This is a genomic window from Endozoicomonas sp. ISHI1, assembly GCF_024606225.1.
In the GTDB taxonomy this organism is placed as follows: Bacteria; Pseudomonadota; Gammaproteobacteria; order Pseudomonadales; family Endozoicomonadaceae; genus Endozoicomonas_A.
In genome coordinates, this window is the sequence record NZ_JAGRPU010000002.1 from 1 (window position 1) to 17,536 (window position 17,536).

The window sequence follows — 17,536 nt, forward strand, 5'->3', positions numbered from 1 at the left end:
GCAAAGCGTAGTCGCAACTTCGTTACTGAGGCCCATCAATTCAGACACGTCGTAGTAACGAGTTCCGCCTTTGGTCTTTCTGGCAGGAAGCAGCTCACCTGTACTTTCCCATTTTCGTAGTGTTACTGGGTCTGTACCAAGTAAACGAGCTGCCTCACCTATCTTCACTAATCTCTTATCCATTCTTGAGATTGTATTAGATAGTTTTAGATTATAATAGATTATTACGAACTGTTTTTAACCCACTGGTTAAGACTTTTGCCTTTGGCTTCAGCAGCAGTGGCAGCAGCAGCGTGAACTTCAGGACTGATCCGTAGCATGAGATTGCCTGAGTATGGCCTTTGAACTGGACGGCCCGTTTTCTCACTGATGGCGATATATTCATCAACTGCCTCATGAAATGCAGTTTCCAGTTCATCGACGGAAGAGCCATGAAAACCAACAATATCTTTTATGCCAGCAAGATGACCGAGAAAGATGCGATCTTCGTTATCGTACTCAACTTTGGCAATGTAACCTCTGTGTTTCATCATATTCGTGATGTATCACACTAAAAAAGAAAATGGGTTTAAAACATGAGAACGACAGTGGATCTGGAACCGGGTTTGCTTGCCCAGCTCAAGGAGCAAGCCGCCAGAGAGCGCACAACCGTGAGCCAGTTGGCAAACCAGCTTATTCGCATGGCTATTGCCACACAGCAGAATAAACCAAGGAATGTGCTTTTCCAGTGGTATGTGGCAAAAAATAGCAAACCTGCCGAAGGTTTTGATCCGTCTGATCGTAGCTATCTTGATGACCTGGTTTAATGCTCGATGAAGCTGATTGATACTAATATTCTTGTCTACGCCAGCATTCCCTTTTCAGATCGCTCCCACGCTCCGGAGGGTTTCGCAAAACTCTGGTTCCCATGCTCCGAGGTCGTCATTCCCGCGAAGGCGGGAATCCAGTGCCAACAGTGGGACTCTACCTTCTCGGTGATGACAAGGCCGAGGGGTAAACGGGCAGTACGGTTCTGGTGGTTAGTCAGTGTGGATTCCCGCCTTCGCGGGAATGACGGGAGTGAAGCCAAGAATGACGGGAGCGGAACCTGAGTTTTGCGACAGCCTCAGAGCATGGGAACGGTGTGCCGTACACACAATCAGAATGATAAGGGATGATTAGCCTGAGTGTGTGGAAGCTATGGGAAAGATGGCGGAGTCGGTCGTCGGAGGCGGGCTCCAAACCACCTCAAGCGGCTGTCATTAAGAGTGGTGATCGTGAGCGTTGGGGAAAAGGCGAACAATTTGCACCCGCCTCTTCAACTGCTATCCTCAAACCTCAAACAAAATTGAAGGCTCAGACCTGCTGGCCGACTTATCCCCAGGGATGGGGGGTATCCCACCAAGCGCCTGGAGCGCGACTGGGAGGGAGCGGTTGATGGCTGAAGAATGGTATCCGTTTAATGGAGTGAACATTTATGAGTAATTTATACGAAACTGATTATCACCAGTGGCTGACTAATCAAGTAGCTTTGCTTAGAAATCATAATTTTGACCAACTAGACCTTGAAAATCTGTTGGAGGAGCTGGAGTTGAGTATTAAGCAAGACCTTCGAGAGTTAGAAAGTTTTTTGGTTAATCTCATACTCCATCTGCTTAAAATGGATTACCAGACAACGGTGTTGAGAGACAGTGTAGCCACTAAACGAGTTATTAAAGGTTGGGCTGAAAGTGTATTTAATGCAAGGGATGGGATAGTTGAATTAGTGGAAAAAAACCACAGCTTAGCACCAAGAATCGAAGATGTTTTAGAAGATTCTTACTTTAAAGCAAAAAAGAAAGCTATAAAAGCTATGAACCTTTATGTTAATGCCAATCAAAGGCTTGATGAAAGTAGCTTCCCAGATACTTGCCCATGGTCTTACGATCAAATGATGACTGAAGATTGGTATCCGCTGAACGGAGTAAATCTCTATGAGTAATTTAGCTCGTTCCCACGCTCTGCGTGGGAATGCATAAATTGCGCCTGACTCAGAACCCATAGCTAACCCTGGCAATAAACCCATGAGCCTTGTAGCTGTCCATCCAGTCATAGTGATAGCTCAGGGTAAAGGTCAGGTTGCTGTGGCTTTCCAGGTTAACCGCGGCATCGAACTGGTAACGGTTTTGTTCACGTTTGGCGCCGTTCACCAGGAAAGCGTCGCCACCCTGGGCAAAGTGCGCGGTCATGGTCACCGGGTCGTCCTTGAAGTCGTGGTAGGCCATCAGGCTGACTTCAGGTTTGACGGTCGTACTGGCTGTGGCGATATCACCCAACAGTTTCAGGCCGGCTCCCAGTTCCAGTATTTCGTAACTGTCGTTTTTGACCCTGTCAAACCCCAGGATGTCAAACCAACCGGTTCCCCGCTTTTCCCGGTAATCGTCCGGCTTGATGTTGGCATAGTTGAAGGCTAGCTGAGGTATCCAGCTCCATTCTCCTGACTGGCCCAAGGGGCGTTGACAGCCAGTCAGCAGACCGATATCCCATGAGTTGACGTCATATTTGGCCTCGATCTCACTTTTCCCAACGTAGCGCTTACCGTCATTTTCACCCCAGCTATAACCTATACGACCATCGACAAACAGTGAGCCTTGCTTAAAGTTGGAGTAGACGCTGAAGGTATGGCCTTCGGCATCGATCCTGCTGGTTGAGCCATGGGTTCCTTTAACATCAGCCTTTGAATAGGTATAGGCGACACCTAGCGTCAGTCGTTCATTCAGGTCAGAATCGATACCCAGCGTGAAGCCTTGGGTTTTGGCCTCATAACCGAAATACCCGTCTTTTTTATCCTGGATAGCATCCATGTTGGCGTACTGCAACCAGAGGTGGTCGGAAGTCACTGTATCACCGGCAGCAATACCGGTGCGAAGGCCAGACTGTCGTGCGCCAATGGCCGCGCGGGACTGCCTGATTGAAGCGATGGCAGAGCTGATGGAAGCACCGGACAGGTCAGGCGTCATCTGTCCGGCAATTTTGGCGACTTCGGCAGGGTTGTGATTGACCGCCTTGAGCTGGTCCAGAACCCAGCGGTTTAGTGGGTCACTGTCCCTGGTTGGGCCGGTGGTCAGCTTGTCAGTTGTTTTTCGATTGATTGCTACGTTAATCGCTTTCAAGGCTGAATCGTTGGCACCGCCGGATCGGGCAAGATCACCCACGAATGTTGCTGTATGGTGGTAGCTGACAACGAACAGCTGTCTGGCCGCCAGGCGAAGGGAGTAAGTGTTGTAAGGGCTTGGTGAAGTCGTTAGCAAGGAGGGCATTGCGTTAATGTCGCTGTCGGATGATTGCATCAAAATATATTCGGCGCTCTCACTGAAATTCGGTTGATTATTCAGTAAAACAACGGCTTCAGGGCCGATTTCAATTTCGGTGGCTTTGACGTAAGGCGCTTTTGGGTCAGTCTGCTCATCCAGAGTCACTTCCAGTGTGCCCTCTTGCTTATAAACACCTGTCACTTCCAATGCCGTGTCACGTCCGGACGGTTGAGCTGCAGAAGATACCTTCGCGTATAAAGTACCGCCTTTGCTAATGTGGACGACGGGGGTGGCCGACACTTTCTGGTTTGAGGTCAGGATCAGTTTGCCTGAAATGCTCACCGTTGTCATAGTCTCAATCCGCTGACCGCCGAATTGAGCCACCGGACCACTGAAGGTCACGGAGCCCAGCCCGATAATGTCGCCCCCTACGGTACCGTTCTGAACATCCAGGGTGTCACCTTTACCCACCAGGCTCTGGATGCTGCCAATGGTGCCAACCTTCTGGGTCATGTTAATGGGTGGGCGGTGACCGGTGTCATCAAACGTCATCTTTGCTATTGTGCCATGGGCGTTTAATGACACGTTCTTGACAGGTACTGCTGACTGAGTGAATTTAAGCGGCAATGTTAGCTTATCGCTGGCTACGTCTTTGGTGGTCACCAGGCTGGCTGTACCGCTTTCAGTTACCGTGATGCTTGATGGGTTCTGTATTGAAATAGTTTCCCATTGTTTGCCTGTGATCCAGATGTCGTCTATGCCACTGACTGATTCAGTGATTTTGCCGCCGCTGAGAAGCAGACGATCGCCGTTGCCTGGTTGACCTGTAATGTTGCCGGTGGTGCCATCGAGATGGTTCAGGAAGAGCTGCGGACGTGTGGAGTCTGGTTTTGAGAGGTCAATTCCATGGATTTCACCCCCTTCATTATTGATAGCAAAGGCTGACTGATTTAAGGAAGGTCTGGTGAAGTCTACTATCAGCTGACCCGTTTCTTTTTTAGCCGCCATGTCATCGGTGATTCTGGTAACGACACCGCCTCTGGCAATGCTGAGAGTGCCAGGGTTATCGATTTTCGTAGAGCCCCATTTATCTCCCCGGATAATCAGGTTATCAAAGCCACTCAGTTCCTTGACTGTGCCTGAAACCATGACAAGAGTGTCGTTCATTCCAGGGCGTGTTTTTAGAAGGCCAGCATCACCACCGGATTGAACAAAGTGCAGTGAAGGGCGTTGAGCGTCACCCGAGAAATCCAGACTCCCTAATGTTCCAAAGTTATCCACTTCAACGAAGCCGTTTTCGGTAAAGTCGCTGTTGAATGCCAGATTTAACGCGCCACGGCCACTGCTGCCGCTGGAGCTTGCATTGATACTGTTGATCTGCGCACCCTTCTCTATATTGACGTAATTGGGATTCATGACCGGCACTGCCACTGACCAGGCGTCAGCACTGCCACTGGTTACAGTGATGGTAGAGATAGTATCAACCGCTGTTGTAACTGAACCCGTATTCAATACCAGTGTGTCGTTCAGGTCAGAACGGCCCTTGACGGTGCCGGTTTCACCCCCTTCCATTAACAGCTGTAGCGGTGGCCGGTAGTTTTTGGAAGATAGGTCAATCGTCTTGATGGTGCTCTCAGGCAAGCTGTGTACGGTAAGCTGGCGATCCTCCGATGTGGGTTGACTGAACGACAGATAGAGTGATTCAGGACTGGCCGAGGGGCTTTGAGTAGAAATTGTATCGATACTGGCGTTTACCGCATTAATGAGCGATGTATCTATAATCCAGCCGTCAGCGAGCCAGTCAGTTCCGCCAATCTCAACGGTGGCAAAACCGGAAATATTACCCTTTATGGATACTGTCGTATTTTTATCAGAAACATCTTTTTTAGGGGGAGGCGCAATATAAAGAGTATTGTCTTTGCCACCCACACTTTCGATGTTTCCTGTGATGGTTCCTCCATGCACAAACAGCGGGGTTTGGCCGGTTTGCTCCATCTTAATGGCAGTCGATCCCCCAACGATGTATCCGGGTTCGATGACAACGCCATTTGGAAAGTTACCCAAGTAAAGCAATCCGGTACCAGTACCGCTTACGGAACCCTCATGCACTAACTGGCCATTACCTGAGATTTTGATGCCAACGGCATTATCCTGGGTAAATATATGACCACTGTTGTTGACTTTCGCTTGTTGGGTGTCTGTGCTCATGGCAACGTTACCGTCGCCAGTAACGTGGATGGTGCCCTGGTTGGTCGCACTGGAGAAGAAATTGTCCGCAGGGGGGTTACTGGTATTGATGGTGGCCGTCATACCGTAATTGTTTTTGCCGCTAATGTTGATAGTGCCATCATTGACGATCTCTGCATTCCCCTGGTCCACTCCGGGTTTGCTGATATTTTCATTGCTGGCTTTCATTCCATAGGATGGTTGGTCGCTTGAGGACTGGCTGGATAGGTTAAGAATGCCGCTGTTGGTACCCAAACCGTTGATAATGAAAAAGCCAATGGCGGGGGCGCTTAAAATATTAAAGGTGCCATTGACCTCATTTGCGGCAGCGTTCATTTTGCGCGCAGCCTGAAAGGCTATGTGAGAGGGTATGGGTGCAGTTTGTCTCTTGACCCCCTGAACAGTGACTGTGCCCTGGTTGCTGATAGTATCGCCGTATTTGGTTAGGGCCATAATGACGTCTGCAGCGTTGCCGGTCTTCTCTCGTGCACTGCTGAGCTGGCCCTTGTTAATGACTTTATTATTCATGCCTACAGCGCTATCGATCATACGAATCTCAGTCTTCACTTTATCGCCAGCGGGCAATTCGCTCGTCACAGAACCTTCGATGTACAAGGTTCCATTCACCATTTTTATGTAGTTTATCGGGCCGGGTTTAGAGGGATCAGCGGGGCCTACGACGACGGTAGTGCCTTTCGGGATGGATTCTACTCCCTCGACAATTTTGGTTTTACCGGGGGGCCATTGTTTCGGGTCAAAGCGGCTACCCGTATTATCTCCCAAAGCCCATCCGGAAATCACAGAAGCGATGACAAACGTTAAAATATGCTTCGGGTAAAAAACATGAGACTTGGGATGACTCATTGATACACCTTCAAAGATCATAAAAGGCGGCAGACAGGCTGGAGAAGACTACCGCTGAAAAAAACGGATTCAGCGTTCAAGAAATGACCAAGACTGGACTGGGTGCAGTCTAGTGCAGCTGAGCCTTGATATCCATACAGCCCCCCGTTCATCCTGAGCGGAGTTTGGGTGCCATTGATAATCTGGAGCGTTGGAACGAGGGCTGTACGGATATAAAGGCTAGAGGTAGACAAAGAAATGTTTTGAAATACCCTTTAATTGTAAAAAAATAAGTCTTTAACCCAAAAAAACGACACAGTTTTAATATTTAAGAACTGGCGTTAAAGTGTCGTACGCTGTTTAATAGCCAAACTTAAAGTATTGCATTTCTCTGAAAGGGATTGTTTATGGCTGTCTTTCCGTTTACGACTATTTCCCCGTCTAAGACTATCTTCCCATTGGAAAACCCTGTGCAGCTAGCTTTTACCAACAACATTAGTGAGCGGGCGATTCAAAGCCTGTTCATTAAAACTGAAGGTAAAGAGGTTTTTCAATGTCTGGAAACGTTGTGACCAGAGAGGAGTTTGAGGAGCTTAGGGAAGAATTCAAAGACGAGACCATGGATCTTCGGATAAGGTACAACGATATATCCGAATGGCTTAAAGTCAGGGGAGTGGACGTTGCCGCACAAAGGAGTGCCCTGAATATCCCGACAGCTCAGGGCTTCAGTCTTTACTGGCCAGTTGGTTTAATGTTCGTTTAGCAAAGATAGCAGGTAGGCCCTGAACCCTGAGTTAAAAGGAAACCCGGGGGGCAGATTACTTCCGAAGAGACAGAAAGGACTGCTGCCCATTCTTAATGGTCAGAACCAACTCATCCACACTGTAGCCATCAAATTTATTAACATTATCGATAATGGCGGGTGAAAGCCCTTCTCGCAGAAGGAGTCCATTGACCAGAATGCAGCCGATAGTTCTGGCATTCCCGTCTCTAAAAGGGTGGGTATGTTGAAGATTTCGACAGAGTTCAGCAATAGCGTGGATAATTGCGTCATGTCGCAGCTCGCTGTCCGTTTCAGTTATTTCTTGCAACTTGTTCTCAAAGGCCTGGCAATATTTTATGGATAACTCAATGCCTTTTTGACCTTTAAAATCAATGAAAACCTGGTATGTATAACGATCGAGTCTTTCTATTCTCGGAAAATTGTTCTCGTTAGCCAACTTCGTTATTTCAATTAAGCCATTCTTTGTGAAGTTTTGCCCCCTCACATAACCAACGACCGCTTCGTTCCAGGAGAAGTCTTTAATAATCACATCTGCACGAGCAGACATAACATCGGATGTAGTCAACTCATGAATAGCTTCAAGCTTACTGTAATCCAGGGGTTTATTAGCCAAAATATTACCGGCTTCTTTAAAGGCAGTTAGCATAGCCGCTGCATACCCAGGCTCATCCTCATAACAAAACAGACCTAAACCGTATTCTTCCCAGTGTCCCTCATCAATAAAAAATCTGTACAGCTCATCCAAAGGAAAGCCTTTGAACGGTTCTGTTTGATCCAGCATAGTCTGAACTTCAGCGGACTTCTCAAAAGCGCGACAAATACCCTTTAAAAGGTGGTATAAACGCAAAGAGAGGCGCTGTTCACCTTTTTCGTGATCAATAATAGATTGTTGAATGGCTTCAATACTCATTTCTGAAAGAACAAGAGCGCAAGCCTTGCGTGCAAAGGCCCCAACCTGCTTCTCTTCATGAAAATAATTTGGCAGCTGTTCTATCGAGCTAAGTAAGTCTTCACACTTACTCAAGGTGCTGGAGCTATCCCACTGAAACATAGGCACAGCTTCAAAATTGCTGAGCCATCCGTCGAGCCTCGCAAGGAAATATGCGTAATAAGTATGTCCCCGCCTATCAATAAGCTCCGTTGCTCGTCCCTGATTAAATGCTGCTTTACAACCATTAACGATTTTTTCAAAACTTCGTTCACTCTGCTCAACATTATCAGGAGATAATCTGGTTATTTTTCTGCCCGACAACTGTTTATCAGGAACCTGTGATTCATCCGACGGCAAATCCCTTTTTACGGTAGAAGGACATCGGCCAAAAACAAATCGTGACTGCTCTTTCGAACCAAACAGATATAGGTTCGCATCGCTTATATCGTCAAATGGATGAATCATATTCCGGAGCGCATTAGCAAAATAAGAGGGTATCATTTGATGACTCACTGTCGTTTTTGAAGTATTTCTCTCCCAAACTATTAGTCTCTCGGTGATTTAGTCAAGTGACTTTAAGAAGTTATAGCCCTTGTGGTACGAAAAACAGCGAGAGACACAAGATCCGAATTGCTCTTCATTCGGTGGAAGGACAGTTTTTTTCTGATCGAGCATAACCCCGAATAACCAGACACCGCTTACTTCCAGATGGCTGGTATTATGGCTCAATGTCGTTCAGCAAAGATAGCAGGTAGCCCTTTAGCCTTGGATCCTGAATTAACTTGAATATCGCGTCAAGCTGTTCTGAATCATAACCGGTATTTTGATATAAGATGTTATGAACTATTACCTTGGCAGCCAAAATATCGCGTATATCGGCACTTTCTGTGTGTTTGATTTCTTCAAATAATTCACTTTTTCCTCCCTGTACCCATCTTCTTTTGACCTGTGTATCGAGCTTCCAGAGCGTATGATTGGGGCGGTGAACCAGCCATATAACATCGAGCAGATCGGGCATGGCATTTTTAGCCTTAATGATTCGCTTGTTTGCCTGGCGACGAAGCGGTGAGTCAAAGTTAAATTGATTCAGCGCTGCTGCCTTTATTTCTGGCCGATACTCACTCACGAAAAACGACTCAAGGCCTGTGTTTTTCCAGAAGGATTGGAGATCCGCATTGACCTGACTTTCAAAAAAGCGCCACTCATAAAAGGGAATCTTATTCATTGTAATGGCTTTGGCCAGGCTGATATTGCCTGTAACGAGAATTAACGGATTAGAGAAATAGAGCAAAGCATTGTAAGCATTTTCGTTAGCGATAGTGCCAGGGTTGATAAACGTTATTTTTCTATGTTCTGTGGCAGTGCCGTCAACATAACCCCCTGACTGGTCATTTGACTTGTAACTAACATGACTAAAACCCAGTTCTTTGAGCATTTTCTTAAAGGCTGGCTTTGCAACAGTTGATGCTTTGAGGGGAGTAATGATTTTTACTTCGCCGGGTTCTACTCTTCTGATAATGCCCAAATACTCTTTCAAGAAGGCCTCATCATGGTAATAAGCGGTATAATACGACACATTCTGAATATTTTCTGCCTGAGTATGCAAATCATCATAACCTGTAAGAACATATCCGAGCCAAGGCTTATCACGCAGTAATTTTTTTAAATCCTTGTGCAATGAAGTTGATGCTTTGTCTTTTGATAATTCGTAATGGTCAACTTTGTCGATCAGCTCTGAGTTAAAAGGCAGGCCAATATGCAGTTCACCCAGACCAAATCTTGGCGTAGCAGTAGAGAATTTATGTTGTTCGGTGCTAATGGAGCAGTTCGAAAGATTCTGGCACAAATCATAACCCTCACGGAGGAAGTCTGAGATGTAGTTCATGGTTCGATGACTGATAGGCATACTGTCATAGTTGCTGAAGCCAGATCTCTGGTGAAAGTCTTCTACCAGCCATAAAGAATGAATAAAATTCTTTGCCACACCCTCATTTCTGGCAGCAATATTTGCATACCGACCAACTCCCAGCCAATTGAGTGTTCTGGGGATTCTCATTCCTGCCCAGGTTGATAGGGATAGGATAAAGCTAGCCACCTCCTTCTGAAGCCAGAATGCCTCATCTTCACGTCGTTCATCTTTATAAATCCAATTAATTTTCAGATCAGAAGCTTCAGAAAAATCACGGTATAACTTTTTTTTCTGAGACCAGGTACTCTGTACAGTCAGTTCAACAGGAATACTACTAAATGCTCTATTGCGAAGAAACTCTCTGTTTACTTCCAGTAAACAGGCAAAGTCATCTGTATCTTCTGCTATTGTTGCCAAAATCAACTTTGGCTCACGGGGATAAAAATAAGTTGGCCTGTTGTTCAGTGCAAGTAACCATTTGACTAGGGAAGATTCAAGGTTTACTTCCCTGCCATCCATTTCGACTTCTGTAGCGCAGGCAAATGGAGTCATAAAATTAAAAATAACGATGAACAACTGCATTATTGCTTTAAAGGCTTTGTGAAAATTATTCAGATACATGCCTTATTAGTCTCCTTATGATATGAGAACGGCCTATACGATAATGTTTTACTGGGCACAACGGTTTTCTTCAAAGAATTGACAAAGACAATCCTATTAAGACAATTAATAGTCGTCGTGTAACCCATGTAAACTTCTGCACTCACAGCTTCGATTTATTTCGGATAGTGTCAAAGTGTTAGCAGCCTGACTGAGAATAGACTGCCCCAGGCGGCAACGGTTCCTGCGTTGCTCTGGCTCCTGCATTAATTGAACAGATATAACGTCAACTGTTTCTATGGCTTATGTTTGATCATCAGTGATATCAGGTACTCCCTGAGCCTTGGATCCTGAATTAGCTTGATTAACTCGTCAAGCTGTTCTGAATCATAACCGGTATTCTGATCTAAAATGTGCTGAATCAGTACCTTGGCAGCCAAAACATCCCGTATATCAGCACTTTCTGTGTGTTTGATTTCATCGAATAGTTGACTTTTTTCTCCCAGCCGCAATCTTTCCTTGACCTTTTTATCAAGACGCCAGAGCGCAAGATTGGGGCGATGGACCAACCATATAACGTCGAGCAGATCAGGCATGGCGTTTTTTTCTTTAATAATACGCTGGTTTGTCTGACGACGAAGCACTGAGTCAAAGTTAAATTGATTGAGTGCTGCTGCTTTTCTTTCTGGCTGATACTCACTTACGAAAAACGCCTCAAGGGTGGTGCCTTGCCAGAAGGATTGGAGATGCTCATTCGTGTGACTCTCAAAGTAACGCCATTCGTAAAAAGGAATCTTATTCATTGTGATGGCTTTGGCCAGACCAATATTACCTGTAACGAGAATTAAAGGATTAGAGAAATAAAGCAAAGCATTGTAAGCATTCTCGTTAGCAATAAAACCTGGATCGATAAACGTTATTTTTCTATATGCAGGGGCAGTGCGGTCAACATAGCCACTTGACTGTCCGTTTGATTTGTAATTAACTTCGCTAAAACCCAGTTCTTTGAGCATTTCCTTAAAGGCTGGCTTTACAAAAGTTGACCGTTTAAGAGGTGCAACAATTTTTACTTCGCCAGATTCTATTCTTCTGATAATGTCCAAATACTCTTTCAAGAAGGCTTCATCGCGGTAATAGGCGATATAATACGAAACATGCTGGATAGTTTCTGGCTGAGTGTCCAAATCATTATTATCTGTAAGAGCATATACCAGCCATGGCTTATCGTTCAGTAATTGCTTAAAATCATTATGCAGTGAAGTTGATGTTTTGTCTTTTGATAATTCGTAATTGTCAACTTTCGCGATCAGCTCAGAGTTAAAAGGCAACCCAATGTGCAGTCCACCCAGACCAAATCTTGGCGTAGCAATAGAGAATTTATGTTGTTCTGTGCTAATGGAGCAATTTGAAAGGTTTTGATACACATCATCACCCTCATACCAAAAGTCTGAAATGCAACTCATGGTTCGATGACTCAAAGACATGGTTTTAGGGCTATAAAATCCAGCTCTTTGGTGAAATTTTTCTACCAACGATAAAGAATCAATAAAACTTTCATTGAAGCCTTTACCTCTGGCATAAATATTAGAATACTGACTAATTCCCAGCCAATTGGTTGAACTGGGTGCTCTCATTTCCTCCCAGTTTGATAGGGATAGAGTTAAACTGGAAACCTCCATCTGAAGCCAGGATTTGTCTTCATGTCCTTCATCTTCAAAAATCCAATTAATTTTAAGATCTGCAGCTTCAGGAAAAGCATCGTATAATTCTTTTTGCTGGGACCGGGTAGTCTGTACATTCAATTCAACCGGAATACTATTATTAAAAGATCCATTGCCAAGAAACTCTCTGTTTAATTCCAGTAAACAGGCAAAGTCATCCGTACCTTCTTCTACCATTGTTGCTAAAATCAATTTCGGCTCATTGGGATAATCAACAAATGGACTATCATTCAGTGCAAGCATCCATTTGACTATGGAAGATTTAAGGTTTATTACCCTTCCATCCATTTCGACTTCTGTAGCAGAGGTAAACGAGGTCATAAAACAAAGGGTAACGGCCAGTAACAGCATAATAGTTGTAAAGGCCTTGAGTGCAGAATAACTGTCAGTGAGTTTCAATACAATACGATCATGGGACGAAAGCACTTGTTTCAGATAATTCATAAAGATAATCACCTTAAAACGTATAATGACCCTCTTGTAAACCATCTAACCTTCTCCACTAAACCGCGATCAAGCAGGTGCCGGAACGAGCACCGGATTCTGGTGTCAGTTGGCGTATAAACGTTCTTGCTCCAGATCAAAACTGAGTGGTAATCAGAGTGTATCCCGGTTTCATCAATAAGACACATATAGTAGACCAGTAGCTCCTTTTTACTAGTCCATTTTCACTGGCTCAGAACAGGTTGCGTGATAAACGCGCAAAACTATACGGCAATATTATTCTTTGTACAGCCCATGAGAACAATATTTAACTTATTCAGAGCCGTTTATTCAGAGATTAAGAGGATGATCAAGTGATAATAAACATCAGTACCAGCAATTAGAAAGCAGATAGTTTTAAAACAAGCTACTATTCGCTTGTTATAAGGTTTGGTAGGTCTTACCCGGACAATACTGCTCAATATAGAAGCTTGTATGACATTATAAGGACTGGTAGCTATGATGTTAACCGCGTTATCTAAATTGAGAAAAAAAAACATTCATTTTATCGTTTTATTGATAACCCTGAAGTCTGAGAGTGCTCTTGCACTAAACGAAAAACAAAAAAGCATGTTAAAACAACTCACCCTTCCTGAGTATGAAGAACTTGATAAAGAACTTAAAGAAAAATATTTATACAGGGAAGGTGAAGCTTACATTAATACGTTGATGGCTGATGTTAATAGACGAAAAAGAAACAATTTTTTCAAAAGTAAAAATAGAGAAATAGCTCAGAAAATGGGGGTTAAGGCTAGTGACAATACTACCAAGCCTGGCATACCTTACACTCTATTAAGGACGTTTAATCTTGTTCAGGCAATGATTCATTATGGTAAAGTAGAATCTATCGAGCAAATACCGATAACAAGTGTAGATCAAGTAACGCTTAGAAAAAGTAATCGGGCAGCCAGTGTTGTTGAAAACTATGTAGATAGATTATTATCACAAAGAGCAGAAAAAACGCCCATAAAGGATATGGATTGGATAAGTATGTTCTATGAAAATCGGGCTTATCTAGAGCGAAAAACATCTATTTTTAAGGCAGCAAAAAACAAAGACTTTAATCCTGGATTATCCAATCCATATAGCCCTCTAAATCTTCAGTTACATCTACTACGCAATGGAGAGTTTATATTAAAAAATGTCAAAATAATCCGGAAAGGAAACTTTGAGGATGGAGATAAAATAGTTTTATTCGATAAATCAACATCTGCTCCAACCTCTCCCAAGAGAAACAGCGCATCTAAAGCCAGAGAGATTTACATTGCAACTCATAAACTTCAAGTCTTTCTTAATAAGAAGTATCCAGATAAATTTAAATTAACTATCAATGACGACAACATGTTTGTAGTGTCTTTGGAATTTGTAGCACCCTATGGCTGGTGGAAAGATGCATTTTTTAAAATAACGCTTAATTTTGACAATATTGGCAACAAAATACCAAACGTTTTCATTAAATATGCACCTAAGGTAGCCCACCATTTTACAAATAAACTTTTCTCAACAAAGAGTTATAACTGCTTTTATGGAATCAACTTCGGTGGTTATAAATACTGCTGGTCACACAGCCCCGAAAGTGTACTCTATGGATCAGACAATTTTACCGTAGAAGAACATATTTTGAATATAATCAATTGTTTGACAGCTGACTTCGATATAAGATCAGAAGGAATTCTTTCACATGACTTGCATGCAAGAAGCCCACAGAATGTGATTACAAAAGAAATAATCGACGTAAATGAACGGGTACAAAAAATCAGCAAGTCTGTTTATGTAGAAACGGATCACATTAAGATAGAAGAAAGTGTTCGAGAAAGAATAAAGGAAGGAGAAGATCCATTTTTTGATTATTTGGTAATGGACGATGAGTCCGATGATAAAAACAATATAGAATCAATAAGTACTGATACTTTTATTCCTATCGAAATGCAACCTGAAGCTGAGATTGTAGAATTTGATTATACCTCTATAGGAACTTTTCATGATCTGACCTCTGAAGCCAGGCGAAAATCGGAATTTAAAATACCATTAAATATAGAACCCGTTGTTTATTATAAGAATGAAAAGCTGGATGAGCATAATTTTAAACAGGTTCTGAATAGGATAAGGAAAGGAAATAAAAAAGAAGGAAATATAAAAAACAAACACAAGAAAAGGCATAACATTCTTACGCTGATTGTTAAAGTCCCTGATTATGAAAGGCGAGCGTTTGAAATTGCTGCAGCCCATTCAGATAAATTTTATATTCCAAAGAAGCACTTCCAACTAGCACATTACTTGAGAGCTGACGAAAGCACAGTAGGCAAACCCATAAAATGGGAAATACACATAGTTGAAAATAAGAAATTAGCAAAAGCTAATAATATGGTTTATCAGTATAAACTCATTTTACCTCTAAAAAGACAAAGGACAACAGAACGCTATAGAGGAGGATCTCAGTATGATAATCAGGCTAATATTTGGATACCCACTGTTAGAGAAAACATGTCGGAAGTTGAAAAGAAATTCGCTTTAATGTCAATGTATGACTTATCACGCAATAAATTAAAAATTCCGAATAATCTAAAAAAAACCGCTGTTTTAAATATGGGTAATAACATTATTACCAAATCATTATTAATGCCACAGGACGATAAATGGTTACCAACTCTGAGCCACTTGGATTTATTGCTACAAAGAGTTGAAATGTCGCTCCTTATAAGCCATGAGGACTATTCAACCGCCAAAGAAAATAATGTTTTTTTTGAAAGCGTCATTGAAGGAAATATTGAAAAAAATGTTATCACGGATATGTCATTTTTTATTGGATACCTGGCTCCAAACCTGAGAGTTATATCCACTATGAGCGGTCCAGATAAGGCAGAAATTATTTATCGTATTGTTATAAATTATCTCATAGAAATATGTGTCAGAACTCTTCTAGACAACGAATTTGATGCAAGTACTGGAATAGTCAAACAACTTATTGATAAACCGGAGCAATTTAGACTGGAGGACATCTATGCTGCCAACAAAAAAGGTATTTCTGTAGCTTTTAATGTATTACAAATCACTGATTTTATTTTTACAAAAATTGTTTTTAATCCTATTAATACAGGTAATTTAGAACTTTCTTTTTATGATAATGAAGTAGAAAACCTTCACATTATTATCAAGAGCATGCGCAAAATTATTGATGATGAGAAAAATCTTATCCCATTGTTTTTGAGTCACTTGTTGCCTGTCGCGAGACATTACTCCAGCGATATGGATTTCGAAAGCAGCCAATTTTTAAATAAGTTTACGTTAAGCATTTTAGAAAAATACGGAAGTCGTACAAAAAATAGAGATGTGCAAGTTTCTCTGCAAGCGTTTCTTAAAAAAACTGAACAAAACTCGAGTTTTTTCAGCAAAGAGAAAACAGATGAATTAATCTTTTTATTTAGGAAAAACACTCCGAATCTTCTCATTAATTTTCCAAATAGACATGGTCAGTTCAGACAAACCTGTTACCATTGTGGTGAAATTTACGAAACTAAAAACCCCATAAGAGGCAAAGGACGCCGGACAAACAAAACCACTGGCGAACCGAAAGAAACGCTAGTAAGACCTTTTCACAAGGAATGCATGGAACAGGACAGATGCATCAGGAAACAAGTAGGGCAATTATATAACAAGATGAAAAAGGGATACCCCAAAAAACAATTAGTTGCTCCCGTTTCTTACTATAACCCTGTCCCCGCCGGTTTTGAGCTGATAAGAATTAATGGCGATGGTAACTGTATGTACTCGTCCATTGCAGAGATATTCAACAGGATTAAACGTTCAAGACAAGCAGGCGCATGGAACCAGCAAAAGGTAAGACAAATCATGAATTACAACCTTCGTCAAATTTATTCCATGATTGAGGATCATCCTGATCATGAAAAACTGATACAAGAGCTTGAGCTAATATTAGGGATCGATTCTGGTATGATTCCAGCCATTCTCGATAATAATATAATTACTGATTCAACCTCTTTCGCTGAATCGGAGTTAGCAAAATTGCAACAATATGGCAGTGTGCAACTAATTGCTTTGCTAGTGCCAACACAGGGTGTATGGTTTCCGGTAATTACACAAGGTGACTACGGGTCTAATTATGAGATTTATGACCTGAATCGCTGGGTTAATTTTGCTCCTAACCTTTTGGCTATTCTGTTACAGAACCCAAATTATGCATTTCCTGATCTCTCAGAAAGTCAAAGGGAAATACTTTTACAGTTATTGCTAAACCAACATTTCGATCAAGCTGTACTCTTCGCCTCAAACCTTACAATAGCCCCTCATCAAGCTTCTCATTATCTTATTCATTACCCTGGTTCAGCGGCTCTCCTGGAACACTTTGATGCCGCAGTAAGACTTGGAACGCCCCAGAATAGAGAGGCTGATTTGTCACATACCATTCAGATACATGAGTCGTTTGAAGATCCTTCTAAAGATGGAAATAATAAAAGTAACGAGCTTGACCCCGATTCTTCAGTTTCAACCAATGATACTGAACGTGTGACATTACAGGATCGCAATCCCTTATCCCTAATGATTCAAACAAGTGCTAAAGCACTCCTAACCACGCCAGAGAATAGTATGTAAGTTAACGCCCTGTACACACGCTGTGGGAGCTGGCAAAAGGCAGTAATCGCGATTATAAAGTAGCCTCACCAGCTTCCATATATCTGGCTGCATACCTTATCAGACATTCTGTGATATGAACGCTCCCTTCGCAAAAAGTTTTATGAAACACAACCG

The 17,536-nt window shown here is 42.7% G+C and carries 11 protein-coding genes; 5 read left to right on the forward strand and 6 right to left on the reverse strand.

Features of this window, described 5'->3' with window-relative positions:
* Both KBW69_RS02095 and KBW69_RS02100 read right to left on the reverse strand, forming a co-directional pair.
* Window positions 1-183 (reverse strand): MerR family DNA-binding transcriptional regulator (locus tag KBW69_RS02095; RefSeq protein ID WP_257279759.1); only part of this gene is annotated, 183 nt, incomplete at its 3' end.
* A gap of 41 nt (window positions 184-224) precedes the next feature.
* Window positions 225-533: a type II toxin-antitoxin system HicB family antitoxin gene (locus KBW69_RS02100; RefSeq protein ID WP_257279760.1), complete on the reverse strand. Its 309-nt coding sequence runs from the start codon at window positions 531-533 to the stop codon at window positions 225-227.
* Between the two features lie 42 nt (window positions 534-575).
* Here KBW69_RS02100 and KBW69_RS02105 point away from each other — a divergent pair, with 42 nt between their 5' ends.
* The 3 genes from KBW69_RS02105 (at window position 576) to KBW69_RS02115 (ending at window position 1,960) form a co-directional block, all read left to right on the forward strand.
* Window positions 576-806: a hypothetical protein gene (locus tag KBW69_RS02105; protein ID WP_257255132.1), complete on the forward strand. Its 231-nt coding sequence runs from the start codon at window positions 576-578 to the stop codon at window positions 804-806.
* A gap of 6 nt (window positions 807-812) precedes the next feature.
* Window positions 813-1,091, forward strand: a complete 279-nt coding sequence (locus KBW69_RS02110; RefSeq protein WP_257279761.1) for a hypothetical protein — start codon at window positions 813-815, stop codon at window positions 1,089-1,091.
* A 365-nt stretch (window positions 1,092-1,456) separates the two neighbouring features.
* Entirely contained in the window at window positions 1,457-1,960 is a 504-nt protein-coding gene (locus KBW69_RS02115) for a DUF29 domain-containing protein (RefSeq protein WP_257255131.1), read from the forward strand.
* Between the two features lie 49 nt (window positions 1,961-2,009).
* On the opposite strand, the gene KBW69_RS02120 is transcribed toward KBW69_RS02115, so the two are convergent.
* Complete coding sequence (locus tag KBW69_RS02120) at window positions 2,010-6,362, reverse strand: autotransporter outer membrane beta-barrel domain-containing protein (protein ID WP_257279762.1); 4,353 nt, start codon at window positions 6,360-6,362, stop codon at window positions 2,010-2,012.
* Between the two features lie 532 nt (window positions 6,363-6,894).
* On the opposite strand from KBW69_RS02120, the gene KBW69_RS02125 reads away from it, so the two are divergent.
* A complete protein-coding gene (locus KBW69_RS02125) occupies window positions 6,895-7,104 on the forward strand; it encodes a hypothetical protein (protein WP_257255128.1) in 210 nt (69 codons plus the stop codon).
* A 55-nt stretch (window positions 7,105-7,159) separates the two neighbouring features.
* Here the strand turns inward: KBW69_RS02125 and KBW69_RS02130 are convergent, their stop codons facing one another.
* The 3 genes from KBW69_RS02130 to KBW69_RS02140 form a co-directional block, all read right to left on the reverse strand.
* Window positions 7,160-8,557: a Fic family protein gene (locus KBW69_RS02130; protein WP_257279763.1), complete on the reverse strand. Its 1,398-nt coding sequence runs from the start codon at window positions 8,555-8,557 to the stop codon at window positions 7,160-7,162.
* Window positions 8,558-8,774: 217 nt separating this feature from the next.
* A complete protein-coding gene (locus KBW69_RS02135) occupies window positions 8,775-10,586 on the reverse strand; it encodes a hypothetical protein (protein ID WP_257255126.1) in 1,812 nt (603 codons plus the stop codon).
* A gap of 275 nt (window positions 10,587-10,861) precedes the next feature.
* Window positions 10,862-12,730, reverse strand: a complete 1,869-nt coding sequence (locus KBW69_RS02140; protein ID WP_257279764.1) for a hypothetical protein — start codon at window positions 12,728-12,730, stop codon at window positions 10,862-10,864.
* 498 nt (window positions 12,731-13,228) lie between these two features.
* Here KBW69_RS02140 and KBW69_RS02145 point away from each other — a divergent pair, with 498 nt between their 5' ends.
* On the forward strand, window positions 13,229-17,380 hold the full coding sequence (locus KBW69_RS02145; protein WP_257255123.1) for a hypothetical protein: 4,152 nt from the start codon (window positions 13,229-13,231) through the stop codon (window positions 17,378-17,380).
* Window positions 17,381-17,536 lie beyond the last annotated feature (156 nt).